This window comes from Nocardioides sp., assembly GCF_025964975.1.
Lineage (GTDB): Bacteria > Actinomycetota > Actinomycetes > Propionibacteriales > Nocardioidaceae > Nocardioides.
Genome location: NZ_JAOPXV010000141.1, coordinates 1 through 19,571 on the forward strand (window position 1 = coordinate 1; position 19,571 = coordinate 19,571).

The window sequence follows — 19,571 nt, forward strand, 5'->3', positions numbered from 1 at the left end:
GCGTCGCCGACGGTCTTGAGGTTCTTGACCTCGTCGTCGGGGATGGTCACGCCGAACTTCTCCTCGGCGGCCACGACGACCTCGACCATGGAGAGCGAGTCGACGTCGAGGTCGTCCACGAAGGACTTGTCGAGCTGCACGTCGTCGGCGTCGATGCCGGCGACCTCGTTGACGATCTCGGCGAGGTCGGAGCGGATCTCTTCGGTGGTGGCCATGGGCCTTCCTTTCACTGGTGGAACTGTTGGGCGGAAATCAGGGGCTGGAAATTCAGGGAACGGTGATGACTTGCGCGGCGTACGAGAGCCCGGCGCCGAAGGCGATGAGCAGGGCCGTGTCGCCGGAGCGTGCATCACCTTCGGTCATCATCCTCTCCAGCGCGAGCGGGACCGACGCGGCTGAGGTGTTGCCCTGCTCGGCGACGTCACGGGCGATTCGGACGTGCGCCGGCAGTTTCATCGAGCGGGCCATGGCGTCGATGATCCGCATGTTTGCCTGGTGCGGGACGAAGACGTCGATGTCGTCGAGGGTGATGCCTGCCTTGTCGAGCGCCTGCGTGCCGATCTTGGCCATGGCGAAGGACGCCCAGCGGAAGACGGGGTTGCCCTCCATCACGAGGTGGGGCATGACGCCGCTGCCGGGTGAGTCTGCGGTGCCCACCACGTCGCGCCAGTCCTCGCGCTGACGGATCAGGTCGAACTGCTCGCCGTCGGAGCCCCACACGACCGGGCCGATGCCCGGGGTGTCGCTCGGGCCGACGACAGCCGCGCCGGCGCCGTCGCCGAAGATGAAGGCGGTGCCGCGGTCGCTGAGGTCGAGGATGTCCGTCATGCGCTCGACGCCGATGACGAGCACGTGGCGAGCGCTGCCGGCGCGGACGAAGTCGGACGCCAGCGAGATGCCGTGGCAGAAACCCGAGCAGGCCGCCGAGATGTCGAAGGCCGCGGCCTTGGTGCCCAGCTCGTGTGCGATGGCGGTGGCCACAGCCGGCGTCTGGAGCAGGTGGCTGACGGTCGCGACGACCACGCAGTCGATGTCGGCGCCGGTCAGTCCGGCCCGCTCGAGCGCGAGGCGGGAAGCGGCGACGGACATCATCTGCACGGACTCCTCGGGGCCCGCCCAGCGCCGCGACTTGATGCCTGAACGCTGCTGGATCCACTCGTCGCTGGAGTCGATGGCCTCGACGACGTCTGCGTTGGGCACGATGCGTTCGGGTCGGTAGGCACCGACGCCGAGCACCCGAGCATGCGGCGCGCCTGTGATGCTGGCGATCGAGCCGGTCATCAGGACACGCCTTCGGGGTGCAGACGGATGAGCGGCTGACCGGGGGCGACCGGGTCGCCGTCCTTGGGGCTGCTCTCGATCATCGAAGCCTCGCCGTGCTTGTCCGCGAAGGCGCGGGCGTCATCGAGCTGGTCGGGCGTCTTGAGGTCGAACGTCTCGACACCCTTCATGGCGCGCTTGGCGATGCCGGTCAAGGTGCCGGCCGGTGGCATCTCCAGGATGCCGGTGACACCGAGGTCGAGCATGGTCTTCATGCAGAGGTCCCAGCGCACGGGACTCGCTGTCTGGCCCACGAGGCGGGCCAGGACGTCACGGCCGTCATGGATCACCTGGCCGTCGCGGTTGGAGATGAGAGGAGTGCGGGAGTCGTGGGTGGAGACCGAGCGCGCCAAGGCGTCCAGGTGACCCACGGCCGGCTCCATGTGCGTGGTGTGGAACGCGCCGGCGACTGACAAGGGGATCAGGCGAGCCCTGGCCGGCGGTGCGTCGGCGAAGGCCGCGAGCTGCTCCATGGTGCCGGCCGCCACGATCTGACCGGGGCCGTTGTCGTTGGCGGCCGTGAGCCCGTGCTTCTCCAGCGTGGCCAGGACCTCCTCGCGGTCACCGCCCAGGACGGCGGTCATCCCGGTAGGCGTCCGAGCGGCGGCGTCGGCCATGGCATTCCCGCGCTCGCGCACCAGCACCATGGCCTGTTCCGCGGAGATGACCCGTGCGCCGGCGGCAGCGGCCAGCTCCCCGACACTGTGGCCCGCCACGGCGCCGATCCGCGCGAACGCATCGGCCGGCCGGGGGAACAGGTCGAGCGCCGCGACGAGTCCGGTTGCGACCAGCAGGGGCTGGGCGATCCGCGTGTCCCGGATGGCCTCGGCGTCAGCCTTTGTCCCGTAGTGAGCGAGATCGATGCCCGCGACGGTGGCGAGCCAGTCGAAGCGCGCTGCGAAGACCGGATCCTCAAGCCAGGGGGTGAGGAAGCCGGGGGACTGGGCCCCTTGGCCGGGAGCGACGATGACGAGCACGTCACCAGCGTGCCGTGTCACGCGACCGGGCCGCGCCTCCGACGCGCACGAACCCCGCGGAACATCTTTGTAGGTCTCCTACAAAGGAGGGTCAGTGGTTCCCCGCCCGGACTGCCGGCCGAGGACCAGCGAGATCTGCAGTGTGAAGGCGTCTCGCGATGCCGTGGGTGCCAGGCCCGTCACGGTGGTCACCTGGTTGAGGCGATAGCGCACGGTGTTGGGGTGGACGAAGAGGTGACGCGCCGTGCCCTCGAGTGAGGAGCCGTGCTGGAGGTACGCCGACAACGTCTCGATCAGCGTCCCGCGCGCGCCCAGCAGTGGCAAATAGACGTGGTCGACGAGGTGACGCCGCGCGTGCCCGTCACCGGCGAGGGCTCGTTCGGGCAGGAGCTCCTCGCTCCGGACGGGTCGAGGAGCCTCCGGCCACCCACCGGCGGATCGGTGGGCCGACATGGCAGCCCGGGCGGATGCGTGGGCGTGGCTGAGGTCCTCGGTGAGTGGCCCGACGACGACCGGTCCCGGACCGAAGTGGTCCACGATGCGCTCCGCAGCCTTGTAGGGATCGTCAACCCCGCCCAGCACGACGACGAGCCGTTCCCCCTGAGCGGCACAGAGGGCATCCACCCCCGCCGCTCGAGAGACGCGCCGGACCCCGTCGAAGATGTCGGTCTCGGTCCGGTGGGCCGGGATCGAACCCAGCACGACGGCAACGTCCCCCCGGGCACCCCACCCCAAGGCGCTGGCGCGGGACAGCATCGTCTCGTCGGCCTCCGACCGCAGGACTGCATCGACGACCAGTGCTTCGAGCCGGGCGTCCCATGCGCCTCGGACCTCGGCGGCACGCGCGTAGACCTCGGCGGTAGCGAAGGCGACTTCACGGCCGTAGCGCAGGATCGACTGGTGCACGTCGAAGGCATCGGCCGGGTCGAGGACGGCGTCGATGTTGGCCTCCACGACGGTGATGCTCAGCCGGACCAGGTCGACGGTCTGCCTGAGGTTGATCACTCCTGTGAGCTCGCGCGGAGCGGCACCGAAGACCGCTGACGCCAACGGAGGCGCGTGGCTCGCGCGGACGGGGTCCCACTCACCGTCGGGACCGTCCTGGCCGTACCAGTCGACGAAGCCCTTGATGCCCGCCTGCACGATGAGCCCCACCCACGACCGGTCCTGCGCGCTCAGCCTCTCGAACCACTCCAGGTCGCTGGACATGCGGGCCATCGCTGCGGTGCTCAGAGCGCCGGTCGATCGCTGCAGGGCCTCCGCGGCGCGGCGACGGGAGGGCTCGGCGGTCGGCACCCGTCGAATCTAGTCCCATCTGCGCCGAGTCACCTTCACAGGTGCACGGGGGATAACTATTCGGTGCAGACCGCCTACCCGGGTGATGCGGCACGGAGGTGGAACATGTTCTCCTTGGCGACACACATCCGACCAGGAGGCCGCCATGGGTGGAATGTCCCCGCTCGAGTTCATCGAGGTCCACGGACACCGGCGCGCCTTCGTCCGGGTCGGCTCGGGCCCTGCCCTCCTGCTGCTCCACGGGCTGGGCTGCGACCACACGACCTGGTCGCCGGTCATCGAGTCGCTCGCCAAGCGCTACACGGTGATCGCACCCGACCTGCTGGGACATGGGTCCTCGGACAAGCCGCGCGCCGACTACAGCGTCGGCGGCTACGCCAACGGCATGCGCGACCTGCTCACCGTGCTCGGGATCGAGCAGGTGACCGTCGTCGGCCACAGCTTCGGCGGTGGCGTCGCGATGCAGTTCGCCTACCAGTTCCCCGAGCGGACGGAGCGGCTCGTGCTGGTGAGCTCAGGCGGCCTCGGTCCGGAGGTCTCCCCGGCGATCCGGGCGATCACGACGCCGGGCTTCCAGCAGGTGATGGGCCTCCTGACGTTGCCCGGCATCCGGCACCTGAGCACGGCCGGCATGCGGGCGCTGGCCGCTACCGGCAGGGTGTCGCTGCGGGACCTGGCGGAGGTGGCCGAGATCTACGACTCGTTCAAGGACCGTCGCAGCCGGGCAGCGATCGGGCACGTCGTCCGCGCGGTGGTGGACTGGAAGGGCCAGATCATCTCGATGTCGGACCGCGCCTACCTCACCGACGCGATGCCGATGTGCGTCGTGTGGGGCCGCAACGACACGACCATCCCCCTCAGGCACGCGAGCAACGCCGCTGCCTTGGCCCCGACGGCGCGGATCGAGGTCATCCCCAACTCGGGCCACTTCCCGCACAAGGACCACCCGCAGCGGTTCGTCAAGATCATCAACGAGTTCATCCGCTCGACCGAGCCTGCGACGTACGACCGTGATCGCTGGCGCGAGCTGCTGGAGACAGGTGCCGCCGTCGAGCCCGCCGAGGCCGAGGCCGGGGACGCGCCGGTGAGTCCCCTGCGCGCGCTGGGCACCGGCGCCTGAGGGCTCACCCTCAGGCGTCCCCGCCCTCCTGCTTGACGTCGCGCACGGCGGTCGGGTCGTCGATGCGGTACTTCTCGGACGCCTCGACGACCTTCTCGATCCCGATCTCCCCGGCGTCGGCCAGCGCCTGCAAGGCCTGGACGACCACGCTCTGGGCGTCGATGTGGAAGAACCTGCGGGCAGCCGGTCGGGTGTCGGCGAAGCCGAAGCCGTCGGCGCCGAGCACGCGGTAGTCACCGGGGACCCAGCGCGCGATCTGGAGCGGAACCGCCCGCATGTAGTCGGAGACCGCGACGACCGGTCCGCTGACGCCGGCGAGCTTGTCAGCGACGTACGGCGTCCGCTTCGGCTCGCCGGGGTTGAGGAGGTTCCACTCTTCCGCGGCGACGGCGTCACGTGCCAGCTCGTTCCATGACGTGACCGACCAGGTGTCGGCCGTGACCCCCCACTCCTCGGAGAGCATGCGCGCGGCGTCGTGGATCCAGGGGAAGCCGACGCCCGAAGCGAGCAGCTGGACCCGCGGCCCGTCGCCCTCGCCGGTGCTGAACTTGTGGATGCCCTTGAGGATGCCCTCGGCGTCGACGTCCTCGGGCTGGGCCGGCTGGGTAACGGGCTCGTTGTAGACGGTGATGTAGAAGATCACGTTCTCCGCGTCGGCGCCGTACATGCGCTCCAAGCCGGACTGCATGATGTGACTGACCTCGTAGGCGAAGGCGGGGTCGTAGTGCACGACGGCCGGGTTGGTCGAGGCCAGGAGCGGTGAGTGGCCGTCGGCGTGCTGCAGGCCCTCGCCGGTCAGGGTGGTGCGACCAGCGGTCGCTCCGATCAGGAAGCCGCGTGCCAGCTGGTCGGCCATCGCCCAGATCGAGTCTCCGGTGCGCTGGAACCCGAACATCGAGTAGAAGATGTAGAACGGGATCATGTGCTCGCCGTGCGTGGAGTATGCCGACCCGGCCGCTGTCGCCGACGCCATGGCGCCGGCCTCGGAGATGCCCTCGTGCAGCATCTGGCCCTGCGCGGACTCCTTGTAGGAGAGCAGCAGCTTGCGGTCGACGGAGTCGTACTGCTGGCCACCGGGGTTGTAGACCTTGGCACTCGGGAACATCGAGTCCATGCCGAAGGTGCGGTATTCGTCCGGGGCGATGGGAACGATCCGGTCGCCTATCTCCGGATCCTTCATCCAGTCCTTGAGGAGCCGGACGACGGCCATCGTCGTGGCGATCTTGTTCTTCGCCGACCCCTGCTTGAGCTCGGCATAGAGCTCGTCGCCGGGGAGCTTGAGCGTCGGCGCCCGCAGCACCCGGCGCGGGATGGAGCCACCGAGCAGCTTGCGCCGCTCCAGCATGTACTCGATCTCGTCGGAGTCCTTGCCCGGGTGGAAGAACGGAGCACCCCCGGTCTTCTCGTAGGACTCCTCGAGCTCGCGGTCGCTGATGGGGAGATAAAGCCGGTCGCGGTACTTCTTCAGGTCTGCTGGGGTCAGCTTCTTCATCTGGTGGGTGGCGTTCTTGCCCTCGAGGGCGTCGATGGTCCAGCCCTTGATGGTGTGGGCGAGGATCACCGTCGGCTGGCCGACATGCTTGGTGGCGGCGTCGAAGGCGGCGTACACCTTGCGGTAGTCGTGACCGCCGCGCGGCAGCTTCTCGATCTGCGAGTCGCTCATGTGCGCCACCATGGCGCGCAGGCGCGGGTCGCCCCCGAAGAAGTCCTCGCGGACGTAGCCGCCGTCCTCGGTCGAGTAGGTCTGGAACTGACCGTCGGGGGTGGAGTTCATCCGGTTGACGAGCACGCCGTCGACGTCCTTGGCGAGCAGAGCGTCCCACTCGCGGCCCCAGATCACCTTGACGACGTTCCAGCCCGCTCCGCGGAAGTTGGCCTCGAGCTCCTGGATGATCTTGCCGTTGCCGGTGACCGGTCCGTCGAGCTGCTGGAGGTTGCAGTTGATGACCCAGGTGAGGTTGTCGAGCTCCTCGCGGGCGGCGATGCGGATCGCGCCCAGCGACTCCGGCTCGGCCATCTCGCCGTCGCCCATGAACGCCCACACTCGCTGCTGCGAGGTGTCCTTGATGTTGCGGTTGTGCATGTAGCGGTTGTAGCGGGCCTGGTAGATCGAGTTGATCCCGGTGAGCCCCATGGAGACGGTGGGGAACTCCCAGAAGTCCGGCATGAGGCGCGGGTGGGGGTAGGAGGGGAGACCCAGGCCGACGCCGTGCTGCACCTCCTGGCGGAAGCGGTAGAGCTGCTCCTCGCTCAGGCGGCCCTCGAGGAAGGCGCGGGCGTAGATGCCCGGCGAGCCGTGGCCCTGGATGTAGATCTGGTCGCCGCCGCCGGGGTGGTCCTTGCCGCGGAAGAAGTGGTTGAAGCCGACCTCGTAGAGGCTCGCTGCCGACTGGTAGGTCGCGATGTGGCCGCCGACCTCGAGGCCCTTGCGGTTGGCGCTGGAGACCATGACGGCGGCGTTCCACCGGATGAACGCGCGGATGCGGCGCTCGATGTCCTCATCACCCGGGAACCAGGGTTCGCGCTCGGGAGGGATGGTGTTGATGTAGTCGGTGCTGCGCAGCGCGGGGACACCGACCTGCTTCTCGCGCGCACGCTCCAGCAGGCGGAGCATGACGTAGCGGGCGCGGTCCCGGCCTCGGCCCTCGAGGAGGGCATCGAAGGAGTCGAGCCACTCATGTGTCTCTTCGGGGTCGATGTCCGGAAGCTGCGTCGGCAGGCCCTCGTGGATCACGGCTCGCGTGGGGGTCGTGGAGGCAGGGACGGCGGCCTGCGCGCTGGGGGACTCATCACTCACAGGAGCATCGTGTCACGGCTGAGGTCGTGACAAAATCTACTGACGAGTTGCACAACAGGCGGTCCGCGCGGGCCTTGGGGTTGCGTCCCTGCCACAACTCCGGTGGACTACCCCCACTCCGCCTCAGGCGGACCATCAACGAACGGAGGCGTGGCGTGAGCTCGACAATGGGTGGCGGAGCCGCCCAGGCAACAGGTGCCGCAGTGCGGCTGGGCGTGACGTCCGGCATGGTCATCCAGGAACTCGGCTGGGACAACGACACCGACGACGAGCTCAGGGTCGCGATCGAGGACACCATCGATGCGGACATGGTCGACGGCGACTACGGCAACGTGGTCGACGCCATCATCTTGTGGTGGCGGGCCGACGACGGCGACCTCGTCGATGCGCTGGTGGACGCGTTGACCGACCTGGTCGGCGGCGGAGCCATCTGGCTGTTGACGCCCAAGGTCGGGCGTCCGGGCTCGGTGGACGCGGCCGACATCGCCGAGGCCGCGCCCATCGCGGGGCTCTCGCAGACGACGACTGCTGCGGTCAGCAAGGACTGGCAAGCCACGCGCCTGGTCACTCCCAAGACGCCGGCCTGACCCCCTGATGGGCCGGTCACGCAGCAGGGGCACCACGTGAACCGCCTGGTCGGCCACGCCACCTCGGCGGCGACGACCCTGCGGGTCCTCGGTCGGGCCGGGGTGATCCGTCCCTACGGCCCGCTCAAGCTCGTGGGGCTCGGGCTGGCGGTATACCGCTGGGGGACGGGCCCGGCGGGCGGCTTCGCCACTCTGGCCGTCCGCAGCCCCGACCGAGTCGGGCTCATCGACGAGCTCGGCGAGCTCACCTTCGGTGAGCTGCACCGGCGCAGCAACGCCCTCGCTCGCGGGTTGCAGGACCTCGGGGTCGAGGAGGGCGACTCAGTGGCGGTGATGTGCCGCAACCATCGTGGTTTCGTCGATGCGACCCTTGCGGTCGCCAAGCTCGGCGCCGACATCCTCTACCTCAACACCGCATTCGCCGGACCTCAGCTGGTCGACGTCCTGGAGCGGGAGAAGCCCACGGTCGTGATCCACGACGAAGAGTTCGCCGGGCTTCTGGCGAAGGCGGCCCTCGGGCGACGGGTCCTGGCCTGGGTGGAGAACGCACCGCAGGCACGCTCCGGCGACGGGTCGGCCGACACGCTCGAGGAGCTGATCTCGGCCCACGACGACTCCGAGGTTCCGGTCCCCGGCAGGCATGCCCGGATCGTCATCCTGACCTCCGGCACGACCGGGACGCCGAAGGGCGCGCCCCGCAACGAGGCGGGTATCGACGCGGCGGTCTCGATGCTCTCGCGGCTGCCGCTGCGAACCGGCTGGACCACTCACATCGCGGCGCCGTTGTTCCACACCTGGGGCTTCGCCCACCTGGCGCTCGCCATGCTGCTCGGCTCCACGGTCGTGCTCCGCCGCAAGTTCGACCCTGAGGGTGCCCTCCGTGCCATCGAGGAGCACCGGTGCGAGAGCTTCGTGGTGATCCCGGTGATGTTGCAGCGGATCCTGGCCCTCGACGAGGAGATCCTCCGGGAGCACAGCCTGGACACCGTTCGGGTCGTAGCCGCGTCGGGCTCGGCCCTGCCCGGCACGATGGCGACCTCGTGGATGGACCACTTCGGCGACAACCTTTACAACATCTACGGCTCGACCGAGGTCGCCTACGCCTCGATCGCCACGCCGGAGGACCTCCGGGCCCAACCCGGATCGGCCGGCAAGCCGCCGTACGGCACGGTCGTCAAGATCTTCGACGAGGACGGTCACGAGGTCGAGCCAGGGGAGGTGGGCCGGATCTTCGTCGGCAACAGCATGCTGTTCGAGGGCTACACCGGCGGCGGGAGCAAGGACATGATCGAGGGCTTGATGTCCACGGGTGACGTGGGGCGCTTCGATCCGGACGGCCGGCTCTACGTCGAGGGTCGCGACGACGAGATGATCGTGTCCGGCGGGGAGAACGTCTTCCCCAAGGAGGTCGAGGACTGTCTGGTCGGGCACGAGGCCGTGGCCGAGGCCGCTGCGATCGGCGTCGATGACAACGACTACGGCAAGCGGTTGCGTGCGTTCGTGTCGTTGAGGGGCGCCGGAAGCACTCACGCCTCCGAGGACGACCTCAAGGCGCACGTGAAGGCCAACCTGGCGGGCTACAAGGTGCCCCGCGAGATCGTCATCCTCGACGAGCTGCCGCGCAATGCCACCGGCAAGATCCTCAAGCGGGACCTGGTGGAATGGGACGGGGAGGCATGACCGGGCTCGAGCTGGGTCGAGAGGCACCCGATTTCACGCTGCGTGACCAATTCGGCCAGGACGTCACCCTCAGCAGCCATCGCGGCAGCAAGGCGGTGCTGATCCTCTTCTATCCCAACGCCTTCTCCGGGGTGTGCACGGGCGAGCTGGCCGGCATCCGGGAGCGCTTGGACGAGTTCATGACGTTCGACAGCGAGGTGTTCGCCCTCTCCTGCGACCCGGTCTACTCGGTGCGCGCCTTCGCGGATGCCGAAGGCCTGAACTTTCCCCTGCTGTCGGACTTCTGGCCACACGGCGAGGTGTCTCGCGCCTACGGCGTCTTCGACGAGGCCAAGGGCACGCCGCGGCGGTCCTCCTACGTCGTCGATCCGGCGGGCCGCGTGGCCTGGGCGGTGCACAACGCCAGCCCGGACGGACGGGACCTGGACGAGCACGTTGCGCAGCTGCGCGCACTGGTCTGAACCACTGTCGAAGATTCTCCGCCGCATTCTGCCGAACCCCTGACAAGACGCGGAGCACCGTTTTAGTCTTTGATCGTTGAACCGCTGGTGACCCGAGACGCCAGCGGTTCAGCTCATTTCATAGGGTGTCCGTCAGCGCACCATCGCATCATGCGCCCAGCGCGTCGGTAGCTCAGCGGTAGAGCACTCGGTTTACACCCGAGCGGTCGGCGGTTCGAAACCGTCCCGACGCACCACCCCGCACGAATGCATCTCCGCTCGATAGCCTGCGTCCATGCCCCTGCTTGCTGACGTCGTGGACCTGCTGCACTCCTGGTATCCGCCGTCCAGCGCCGATTCCTGGGACGCCGTGGGGCTTGTGTCGGGCGATCCCGCGGCCGACGTGGCCCGGATCATGTTCGCCGTCGATCCCACCGCCGAGGTGGCTCGGGAGGCAGCCGATGGGGGAGCCGACCTGCTGGTGGTGCACCACCCGCTCTTCCTGGGCGCGGTCCACAGCGTCGCGGCGACCACTCCGAAGGGACGGACGTTGCACACGCTCACGACGGCCGGGTGCGCTCTCCTGACGGCTCACACGAACGCCGACCAGGCCGTGGGCGGCGTCTCGGAGGCTCTGGCGAGCGCCATCGGGCTGCAGGACCTCACCCCCATCCGGCCCGCCTCCGTGACCGCACTCGACAAGGTGGTCACCTTCGTCCCGCACGAGCACGCCGAGGCGATGCGGGCGGCCCTGGCGGCCGCCGGAGCAGGGACGATCGGTGACTACGACTCCTGCACGTTCTCGGTGACGGGGGAGGGACGCTTCCGGCCGCTCGAGGGCGCGACCCCGGCCGTCGGCGAGGTCGCCTCCCTGACCGTCGTGCCTGAGACGAGGGTGGAGGCGGTGCTTCCGCGCTCACGTCGCGCCAGTGTCGTGCGCGCGCTCATCGCCGCCCATCCCTACGAGGAGCCTGCCTTCGACGTGATCGAGCTCGCTGACCCCGGGCAGAGCGCGACGGGCACCGGGCGGATCGGTTCGGTGCCGCAGACGACGCTTCGCGACTTCGCGACGCAGGTGGTCGCCGCCTTGCCGGCCACGGCGCACGGCGTCAGGGTGGGAGGCGACCCGAACCGCGTCGTACGCCGCGTGGCGGTGTGCGGTGGGTCGGGAGACTTCCTCCTCGACGAGCTCGCTTCTGCCGACGTGGACGCCTACGTCACGAGCGACCTGCGCCATCACCGAGCGGGGGAGTTCCTCGAGCACCAGGGCCCCGCGCTGATCGATGTGGCGCACTGGGCAGCCGAGTGGACGTGGCTGCCGGTGGTGGAGGCACGGCTCCGCTCCGCGTTGGGGGATACGGTGAGCACTCGCGTCAGCACGATCTGCACCGACCCTTGGCAGTTCCGCGCCTGACACCAGTCACCCCTGCAGTCCGATCGAGGAGTTCCACGTCTTGAAGGCCGACCCGTCCGCGCAGCAGCAGCTCCTCGCAGTCCAGGAGCTCGACGCGCGCGCCGACCAGCTCCGTCACCAGCGCACCACGCTTCCGGAGAACATCCGCCTCGGCGAGCTCGAGACCGGTCGCGGTGACCTGGATGACCGGCTGCGGGACGCGCGCATCGTCGTCGACGACCTGACCGTGGAACAGAAGAAGGCGGATGCCGACGTCGAGCAGGTCAAGGCACGCCGCACGCGCGACCGGGACCGGATGGACCAAGGGCTGATCTCCAGCCACAAGGACCTCGAGCGGATGCAGCACGAGCTGGAGTCACTCGAGCGGCGGATCAACAGCCTCGAGGACGCTGAGCTCGAGATCATGGAGCAGCTCGAGGAGGCGCAGCGGACCGCGGACAGCCTGACGGCGCAGGTGCAGCAGACCGACGACCAGATCGCGGAGCTGGCCGCGATCCGGGACGCCCGCTGGGCAGAGATCGACGGAACGCTGGGCGAGGTCGAGGCCGCCCGCCATCCCGCAGTTGAGGGCCTGCCGGAGGACCTGCTGGCGCTGTACGAACGGATCCGGGCCCAGAAGGGCGGTGTCGGCGCCGCACCTCTGCGCGCCCGCCAGTGCGGGGGCTGCCACATGACGATCGACGCGGCCGAGCTGTCCACCATCCGCGCGACCCCCGCCGACGTCGTCGTCCGGTGCGAGGAGTGCCAACGCATCCTGGTCCGCACCCCCGAGTCCGGACTCTGACCCCGGCTCAGACCTCGGTCACCACGACGTCCAGCGGGGCGCCCCTGGCGGCGTCGTCGTGGAGCTCGACGGTCCAGCCGAGGTCCCGCAGGGCGCCCGCCAGCGCCTGAGGGCTCCGTGGGTTCGCCCCGTCCTCCAGCAGGTCGCGCACGATTCGTCCCTTGGTGGCCTTGTTGAAGTGGCTGACCACCTTGCGTACCCCGCCGACCTCGTGGAGGACCCGCACGGTCGCGACGCGCAGCGGTCCAGTTGCGGGTGGGCGCCAGAAGGCGGCGTACATCGTGGACCGCAGGTCCATCAGCAGCCCAGATCCCACCTCCTCCTGCACAGCCTGGCCCAGGCACGCCCGCCACACGCCGGCGACGGGGCCGAGGCCGGGCAGGGAGATGTCGCCGGCGAGGCGATAGGCGGGGATCCGATCGGTCGGGCGGACGAGCCCGAAGACCGAGCTGGTGATTGCCACCCGACTCGTGGCCCGGCGTCTGGCTGCGCTCGAGAGGGTCGAGAAGCCGAGGGCGTCGTAGAGGACCCCGGTGTAGACGGCGTCGGCACGAGCCGTTGGCGCGGTCAGCAGACGAGCGTCGAGGTCGACCAGGTCGGCCTGGGTGCCACCGAGCCCCAGGACGGCCGCGGCGTCGGGGCGCTGGGTCAGGGCGATGAGGGCGTCGATGACGCGCTCGCGGTGCGGGGTCAGGGCCGGCGTGCTCAGGGTCGTGAGATCCAGGGCGCGACCGCGGCGGGGTGTGGACTTGCCCTCGCTGGGCGGGAGCAGGATCAGCACGCGAGCAAGGGTATGGCGGGTGCGTGCCCGGCCCGCGTCGAGGTGGGTGGCTAGGGTGAAAGCCATGGCCAGCTCTCGCGTGATCACCTTTCGATCGTCAGGCCCGGACGCCGGTTCTGACCTTGGTTCCGACTCCGTGTGCGGAGACGCCCTGCGCGACGGCATCGCCGCCATCCAGGCGGAGCTCGGCGTCTCCGCCGCGTTTCCGGCTGACGTCGAGGAAGTCGCCGCCGCAGCGGCGGCGCGCCCCGGGTTGCCGGAGAAGGACCTCACGGACCTGCCCTTCGTGACCATCGATCCGGAGTCGGCGATGGACCTCGACCAGGCGATGTGCCTCGAGCGGGCTGGGGACGGGTATGTCGTGCACTACGCGATCGCGGACCTCTCGGCCTTCATCACCCCCGGCGACGCGGTCGACCTCGAGGCAAACCGGCGCGGGGAGACGCTCTACGGCGCCGACTCCAAGGTGCCGCTGCACCCCAAGGTGATCTCCGAGGATGCCGGCTCCCTCCTGCCTGGTCAGGTCCGCCCTGCGCTGGTGTGGCGCATCGAGGTTGACGCGGAAGGCGAAGGCACCGACGCGACGGTCGAGCGGGCGCTGGTGCGGTCGCGGGCCAAGCTCTCCTATGACGCCGTACAAGCCGATCTGGACGCGGGAACGGCCGACGAGATGTTCACGATCCTCCGGGAGGTCGGCGAGCTCCGCCTCGCGCGGGAGGCAGCCCGCGGGGGAGTCTCCCTGCCGTTGCCCGAGCAGGAGGTCGTGGACGAGGACGGCACCTGGCGCCTCGAGTTCCGCCGGATGCTGCCCGTGGAGAGCTGGAACGCGCAGATCTCGCTGCTCACCGGCTTCGCTGCGGCGTCCCTGATGGTCTACGCCCGGGTCGGGCTCCTGCGCACCCTGCCGCCGCCGGACCCGCGCGACGTGAAGCGGCTGCACCGGACGGCGCGGGCGCTGAAGATCGACTGGCCGGCTGAGCTGCTCTACCCCGCCTTCATCCGCTCCCTCGACGTCTCCAGGGCCAACCACGCGGCCATGGTCGTGGCCTGCACGCGGCTGCTGCGCGGCAGCGGCTACGTCGGGTTCAACGGTGAGCTGCCCGACCAGGCACAGCACTCGGCGCTGGTTTCGGAGTACGCCCACGTGACGGCACCCCTGCGCCGCCTGGTCGATCGCTACGCCCTGGAAATCTGCGTGGCCCTGTGCGCCGGCGCCGAGGTCCCTGACTGGGTGCTGGCCAGGCTGCCGGACCTGCCGGACACGATGCGGGAGTCCGGACGGCGCGCCAACCAGTACGAGAACGCCATCCTCAACCTCGTCGAGGCCGCCGTCCTCGCACCGCGCGTGGGCGAGTGCTTCGCGGGGGTCGTCGTCGAGACCGACGAGAAGGACGACCGTCGCGGCGAGGTCACGATCGAGGAGCCGGCGATCGAGGCGCACGTCTCGGGGACCGCTCCGCTTCCCGTGGGGCAGGAGGTCGCGGTCACGCTGACGACCGCTGACGTGACCACCCGGAAGGTGGAGTTCACCCTCGAGTGAGTCAGGGGGCAGCCGAGGTGCTGGTCGCCGGACTGACGGGCTCCGACGGGCTGGGCGAGGTGGGACTCGACGTCGGGCTCGGGGACGTCGGGCTCGGGGTGGACGGGGTCGACTCCGTCGGTATCGTCGTCGGCGACTCCGTGGGTGTGGTTGCGGGCTCCGTCGGAGTGACTGACTCGGTCGGAGTGGTGGGGTCCGAGGGGGGCGTGGACTCGCTCGGAGAGGGCGTGGACGAGTCGGACGGGGACCCGCCGGGCGTTCCCAACGACGAGGTCTCGTCGCTGGGCGTCGGCGAAGAGGGTTGCTCGGTGAGCGGTCCTTGCTCCTTCTCCACGATGTCGATGATCTGCTGCTCGAACGTCGTCAGCTGGGCCTGGATCTCGGACAGGGGCACCTGAGCGATGTTGGCGCCGTACGTCGCAATCTGCTCCCACACCGCCTCGATCGCGGCAATCGACTCGTCGCTGAGCGGGCCGTCGAGGGTGAGGAACAGCTGGACCGCCAGTGAGTAGGTCAGGCAGCTGGTGCAGTCGTAGTTGACGGCCACCGAGAGGTTCTGGGGGACGGCCACGTCGGCCTCACCGACGACCAGGACGACCTGGAAGGCGACCGCGATCGCCGCACAGTTGGTGCAGCTGGCGAGGGCGTAGGCCTCGTTGGTGTTGTCCACGGGTTCTGTGCCGTCTGCCCAGACGAGCGCGAACGCCACGTCATAGGTCACCGTGTCGTCGGTCGTGTTGACCGACAGGGCCTGGGTGTCGCCTTCGTCCGGTGCCAGCGGCTCGTCGAAGGGGAAGATCCAGGTGCCGTCGGACGGTTCCTGCGCGGAGGTCTCCGGCGATCCGCCGTCCGAGGCGGGGGCAGGCTCCGTGGTGGGACTCTCCGTGGCACCGCCGGTCCCCGAGGTGACCTCGGCCGAGGGGGACTCGAGCTCCCCGTCGGTGTCCGTGGTGTCGGCGACCGTGGTCGGGCCGGTGTCGTCCCGCGGGACGAGCACCGTCGCGAGCTGGGGCTTGTCCCGGCTGGGGAGCGCTGCGTCCTCCGGCCACATCACCGTGCCCGAGCCCCCGTCGCCCGGGGCGACCTCGCCCGGTGAGACGGATCCGGCCACGAGACTGCTGACCGTCCCGGCCTCGTAGGCCTGGATGGGGCGATAGCGCGTCTCGGACGGCCACCACGCCAGCACGAGGCCGGCCATGACGGCGAGTGCCGTCACCCCGGCCAGGACTCGCTGCAGCGGCTTGCCCCGGGTCCGCCTGACAGTCGCGCCGGCAACCTGCCGGACCAGGCGGACGAGCACGTACGCGGAGGCAGCAATCGGCAGCACCACGATCACCATGGCAAGGGCGCGCGCAAGGGCGCTCACGACATCGCCGTCGCCGAGAGCGGCCATCATCTGGTCCTGCTGGGCCACGGCGCTCGCCCACGCCGTGCCGATGAGCCGAGGAAGCGTCAGCACCATGATCACCATGACGCCGAGCAGGACCGGCACCACGGTCAGCACCCATGCCGTCACGACGACTCGGGCCCACGGCTTGAGGGCCGAAGCCTCGGGATGCGGGGGGCGCCACGGAGTGAGGCTGCGCAGCACGGGCCCGATGCGCTGGAAGAGGTCGGGCACGCCGGTGAGGTCGGCCAGCACGTGATAGCCGTCGAAGCGCACGAAGGGCAGGAGCTGTCGCAGCATCTGCAGGATCTGCGTCGCGACGAGCAGCAGGATGGCGTCGTACTGGGTGGCCCACCAGACACCGACAGTGGCCACGGCGACGATCGCGTTGAAGTAGAGCCCTCCGAGGTCGGTCCGCAGGCGTCCGACGCGGTTGAGCCGGTAGGAGTCGGTGACGTCGGTGTAGAAGGCGGGCCAGACGAGGTAGAGGCCGGCGCCCATCACACCGGGAGTCGCTCCGCCGCGGCGAGCAGCCGCTGCGTGCCCGAACTCGTGGAAGCCTGCGGACAGCACAGTGATGGCCAGGACGGCGAGCAGCAGACCTGGGCGCGCAAACGCCTCGTGCGTGGCGGACGCGAGTCCCTTGTCGAACAGGACCCACCACGTGATCCAGGCGAACGCGAGGAGCACGGGGATCGCGACGACCAGGCTGAAGAGTGCTGCGAAGGGGGCGGTGATGCGACGGGTCTTCTCCTCGTCGGTCACCGCGACCTTGAACCGGAGGCCCAGCAGCGGGTTGCTGCGCTTCAGTGCGGGCGCAGATCCGTCGCCGAGGACGACCAGCCCCATCGGCCGGAGCTTGTCGACGAGGTCGCGGACGTTCTGCTCCGAGACGGGCTTGCCGCTCGCCTCGGCGACGACCGAGGCAACCTCGGCGTAGGAGCGCCGACCGTCGATCGCCGCCACGGTGGCGTACAGCAGGGGCGTGAGCTGGACGGTCTGGCCGTCGGCACGCCGGGCCAGGGACGGCGGCGTGCGGTAGCCGGAGCCCTGCATCTCGCCGATCAGGGTGATCCCATCGGCACGCGCGGGGACGGCTGACCCCCCGCCGCTGGGACCACCGGCGGCGGGGGGTGCAACAGCTTCGGTCACGGCTGGGGCTGGTCGGGCTGGGTGATCTCAGACGTCTGGTCGGCCGTCGCGGTGGCGGCGCCGTCGACGTTCTGGTTGATGATCGCGTCCTGCTGGGCCACGGCGACGGCGTTGCTGTCGATCGACCCGATGTTGGCCGCGACGGCGGCGTCGATCGGCGCCGCGACGTTGGCGTTGGCCGCGACGGCACCATTGATCGGGGCAGCGATGTCCGCGTCGGCGGCCAGGTCGATGTTGACGTTGAGCAGGTTGCCGTCGGTGAAGCCACCGAGGTCCTCGGTGACTCCGCCGACACCGTCAGTCACACCGCCGACACCGTCAGTCACACCGCCGACACCGTCGGTCACACCGCCGACGCCGTCAGTGGCGCCGTCGGTGACCCCGCCGACCCCGTCGGTGACCCCGTCTGTCACGCCCGTCGGAGCAATCGTCTCGTCGGCAGGAGTCGTCGCACCGTCGGCGGGTCCGGTCGTCTCGGCCGCCGTCGTCTGGTCTCCACCCTGCTCGATGGTGCTGTCCTGAACGGACGTGGCCGTCGCGTCCGCGGTGATGTCCTGGTTGATCATCACGCCCTGGTCGGCAAGCGCCTGGGCGCTCGAGCCGGACGAGAGGATGTTGGCGCCCACAGCAGCGTCGATCGGAGCGGCGACGTTGGCGTTCGCCGCCACGGCCAGGTCGATCGGGGCAGCAGCGCTGATCGCGAGGTCGAGGTCGGCGTTGAGGTCGAGGACCGACACGACCTCCTTGTCGGGGAGCGCCGTGGCACTCTCAGCGGCGAGCTCATCGGCGGACAGTCCATCGGAAACGTTGTCACTCATGAGAACTCCTAGAGGTGGGGGTGAGCGTCCGCGAGAATAACTCCGGGACGATCCGGCCGTTACACCTCACTCCACCCCTAGGGGGGGACCTCGCCCCCGATTCTCGCGGCTGATTCGCCCCGCTGTCGGGCACCGGAGGTAGCTCGAGGTCCGGAGGGCTCAGGTGCCGCAGAAGGTTCGGTAGGTGCCGAAGTCGTCGGGAGCAGGCTCGGCGTAGCGCTCGAGCCCGGGACGTTCGTCGTACGGCGCAGTGACCACCTCCACGAGGCGGTCGAAGGGCGAGAGGTCGCCGTCGGTGGCGGCGCTCAGAGCCTCCTCCACGAGGTGGTTGCGGGGGATGTAGACCGGGTTGGTCCGGTCCATCAGGTCTGCATCCGGCCGGTGCGCCTGCCAGCGGGACAGCCACTCGTCGACCTCGAGCAGGTCGAGGAACAGGCCGCGGACGGGTTCGCTCTCACCGCGGGCCGCCTTGGCCAGCGCGCGGTACGCCCCCGTGTGGTCGACATGACTGCGCTGCACGAGCGAGACCCAGTCGGCCACCAGCGTCGCCGTCGCGCCATCGTCGACGTGATCGGCGAGACCGAGCTTCGCGCGCATTCCGACGTTCCACGCGTCGGCGTACAAGCGTGGAAAGGCGTCCAGCGCGCCGACCGCGAGCTCGACGGCCCGCTCCTGATCGGGGTCGATCAGGGGCAGCAGCGTCTCGGCGAGCCGAGCGAGGTTCCACTGGGCCACCACTGGCTGGTTGCCGTAGGCGTATCGGCCCCCGTGGTCGATCGAGCTGTAGACCGTGGCCGGGTCGAAGGCGTCGATGAAGGCGCACGGCCCGTAGTCGATGGTCTCGCCAGAGATCGTCATGTTGTCGGTGTTCATCACGCCGTGGACGAATCCGACGAGCATCCACTTCGCGATCAGCGTCGCCTGCGCGGCCACCACCGCCTCGAGCAGCGCGAGGTGCGGGACCTCGGCCTCGGCCGCCGTGGGGTGATGACGAACGACGGCATAGTCGGCCAGGCGACGCAGCAGGTCGAGGTCGCCCGAGATCGCGGCGTACTGGAAGGTGCCGACGCGCAGGTGGCTGCTCGCCACCCGAGCCAGCACGGCGCCGGGCAGCACGTCCTCGCGCAGCACCTGGCGTCCGGTCGCGACCACGGCCAGTGACCGCGTCGTGGGCACCCCCAGGGCGTGCATCGCCACGCTCACGACGTATTCGCGCAGCATGGGGCCGAGGGCGGCCAGGCCGTCGCCGCCGCGGGCGAACGGCGTGCGTCCCGAGCCCTTGAGGTGAAGGTCGCGCATCCGCCCCTCGGTGTCGACCACCTCGCCGAGGAGCAGGGCGCGGCCATCGCCCAGGCGGGGGGAGAACCCACCGAACTGGTGGCCGGAGTAGGCCTGTGCCACCGGCGTCGCCTCCGGCGGGAGTAGGGCGCCGGTCAGCAACCCGACCCCTTCGGGAGTCCGCAACCAGGCCGGGTCCA

The 19,571-nt window shown here is 69.8% G+C and carries 16 protein-coding genes and 1 tRNA gene; 8 read left to right on the top strand and 9 right to left on the bottom strand.

The window, feature by feature from the left end:
* The 4 genes from JWN68_RS10730 to JWN68_RS10745 form a co-directional block, all read right to left on the bottom strand.
* The coding region (locus JWN68_RS10730; protein WP_297738540.1) for an acyl carrier protein at window positions 1–215 on the bottom strand (215 nt) is incomplete at its 3' end.
* Window positions 216–267: 52 nt separating this feature from the next.
* A complete protein-coding gene (locus JWN68_RS10735; RefSeq protein WP_297738542.1) occupies window positions 268–1,281 on the bottom strand; it encodes a beta-ketoacyl-ACP synthase III in 1,014 nt (337 codons plus the stop codon).
* Window positions 1,281–2,297 carry an ACP S-malonyltransferase gene (locus JWN68_RS10740; protein ID WP_297738544.1) on the bottom strand — a complete coding sequence of 339 codons (1,017 nt, stop codon included), beginning with the start codon at window positions 2,295–2,297 and terminating at the stop codon, window positions 1,281–1,283. Before JWN68_RS10740 ends, JWN68_RS10735 begins: the two co-directional genes overlap by 1 nt.
* A gap of 78 nt (window positions 2,298–2,375) precedes the next feature.
* Window positions 2,376–3,593: a helix-turn-helix domain-containing protein gene (locus JWN68_RS10745; protein ID WP_297738546.1), complete on the bottom strand. Its 1,218-nt coding sequence runs from the start codon at window positions 3,591–3,593 to the stop codon at window positions 2,376–2,378.
* A 145-nt stretch (window positions 3,594–3,738) separates the two neighbouring features.
* Between JWN68_RS10745 and JWN68_RS10750 the strand changes: the two genes are divergently transcribed.
* Window positions 3,739–4,713 (top strand): alpha/beta fold hydrolase, encoded by a 975-nt coding sequence (locus JWN68_RS10750; RefSeq protein ID WP_297738547.1) that lies wholly within the window; start codon window positions 3,739–3,741, stop codon window positions 4,711–4,713.
* 10 nt (window positions 4,714–4,723) lie between these two features.
* Here the strand turns inward: JWN68_RS10750 and aceE are convergent, their stop codons facing one another.
* Window positions 4,724–7,447 (bottom strand): pyruvate dehydrogenase (acetyl-transferring), homodimeric type, encoded by a 2,724-nt coding sequence (aceE, locus tag JWN68_RS10755; RefSeq protein WP_297738570.1) that lies wholly within the window; start codon window positions 7,445–7,447, stop codon window positions 4,724–4,726.
* A gap of 230 nt (window positions 7,448–7,677) precedes the next feature.
* On the opposite strand from aceE, the gene JWN68_RS10760 reads away from it, so the two are divergent.
* From JWN68_RS10760 to JWN68_RS10785, 6 genes are all read left to right on the top strand, one after another.
* Window positions 7,678–8,097 (top strand): DUF3052 domain-containing protein, encoded by a 420-nt coding sequence (locus tag JWN68_RS10760; RefSeq protein WP_366519792.1) that lies wholly within the window; start codon window positions 7,678–7,680, stop codon window positions 8,095–8,097.
* A gap of 36 nt (window positions 8,098–8,133) precedes the next feature.
* On the top strand, window positions 8,134–9,777 hold the full coding sequence (locus tag JWN68_RS10765) for an AMP-binding protein (RefSeq protein WP_297738551.1): 1,644 nt from the start codon (window positions 8,134–8,136) through the stop codon (window positions 9,775–9,777).
* Window positions 9,774–10,238 carry a peroxiredoxin gene (locus JWN68_RS10770; RefSeq protein ID WP_297738553.1) on the top strand — a complete coding sequence of 155 codons (465 nt, stop codon included), beginning with the start codon at window positions 9,774–9,776 and terminating at the stop codon, window positions 10,236–10,238. The genes JWN68_RS10765 and JWN68_RS10770 overlap by 4 nt, the downstream gene beginning before the upstream one ends.
* Before the next feature lie 161 nt (window positions 10,239–10,399).
* Window positions 10,400–10,474: transfer RNA gene (locus JWN68_RS10775), tRNA-Val, on the top strand.
* 38 nt (window positions 10,475–10,512) lie between these two features.
* Window positions 10,513–11,631, top strand: coding sequence for a Nif3-like dinuclear metal center hexameric protein (locus tag JWN68_RS10780; protein ID WP_297738555.1), 1,119 nt, complete (start codon window positions 10,513–10,515; stop codon window positions 11,629–11,631).
* A 40-nt stretch (window positions 11,632–11,671) separates the two neighbouring features.
* Entirely contained in the window at window positions 11,672–12,415 is a 744-nt protein-coding gene (locus tag JWN68_RS10785) for a C4-type zinc ribbon domain-containing protein (protein WP_297738557.1), read from the top strand.
* 7 nt (window positions 12,416–12,422) lie between these two features.
* Here the strand turns inward: JWN68_RS10785 and JWN68_RS10790 are convergent, their stop codons facing one another.
* Window positions 12,423–13,262, bottom strand: coding sequence for a peroxide stress protein YaaA (locus JWN68_RS10790; RefSeq protein ID WP_297738559.1), 840 nt, complete (start codon window positions 13,260–13,262; stop codon window positions 12,423–12,425).
* On the opposite strand from JWN68_RS10790, the gene JWN68_RS10795 reads away from it, so the two are divergent.
* Complete coding sequence (locus JWN68_RS10795; RefSeq protein WP_297738562.1) at window positions 13,261–14,736, top strand: RNB domain-containing ribonuclease; 1,476 nt, start codon at window positions 13,261–13,263, stop codon at window positions 14,734–14,736. The two genes, JWN68_RS10790 and JWN68_RS10795, sit on opposite strands and share 2 nt — an antisense overlap.
* 1 nt (window position 14,737) lies before the next feature.
* Here JWN68_RS10795 and JWN68_RS10800 read toward each other — a convergent pair whose 3' ends face one another.
* The 3 genes from JWN68_RS10800 to JWN68_RS10810 all read right to left on the bottom strand — a co-directional run.
* The gene (locus JWN68_RS10800; protein ID WP_297738564.1) at window positions 14,738–17,275 is read right to left on the bottom strand and encodes a hypothetical protein; all 2,538 of its coding nucleotides are present in this window, start codon (window positions 17,273–17,275) and stop codon (window positions 14,738–14,740) included.
* Window positions 17,272–18,093 carry a hypothetical protein gene (locus tag JWN68_RS10805; RefSeq protein WP_297738566.1) on the bottom strand — a complete coding sequence of 274 codons (822 nt, stop codon included), beginning with the start codon at window positions 18,091–18,093 and terminating at the stop codon, window positions 17,272–17,274. Before JWN68_RS10805 ends, JWN68_RS10800 begins: the two co-directional genes overlap by 4 nt.
* Window positions 18,094–18,252: 159 nt before the next feature.
* The coding region (locus JWN68_RS10810) for a protein adenylyltransferase SelO (RefSeq protein ID WP_297738568.1) at window positions 18,253–19,571 on the bottom strand (1,319 nt) is incomplete at its 5' end.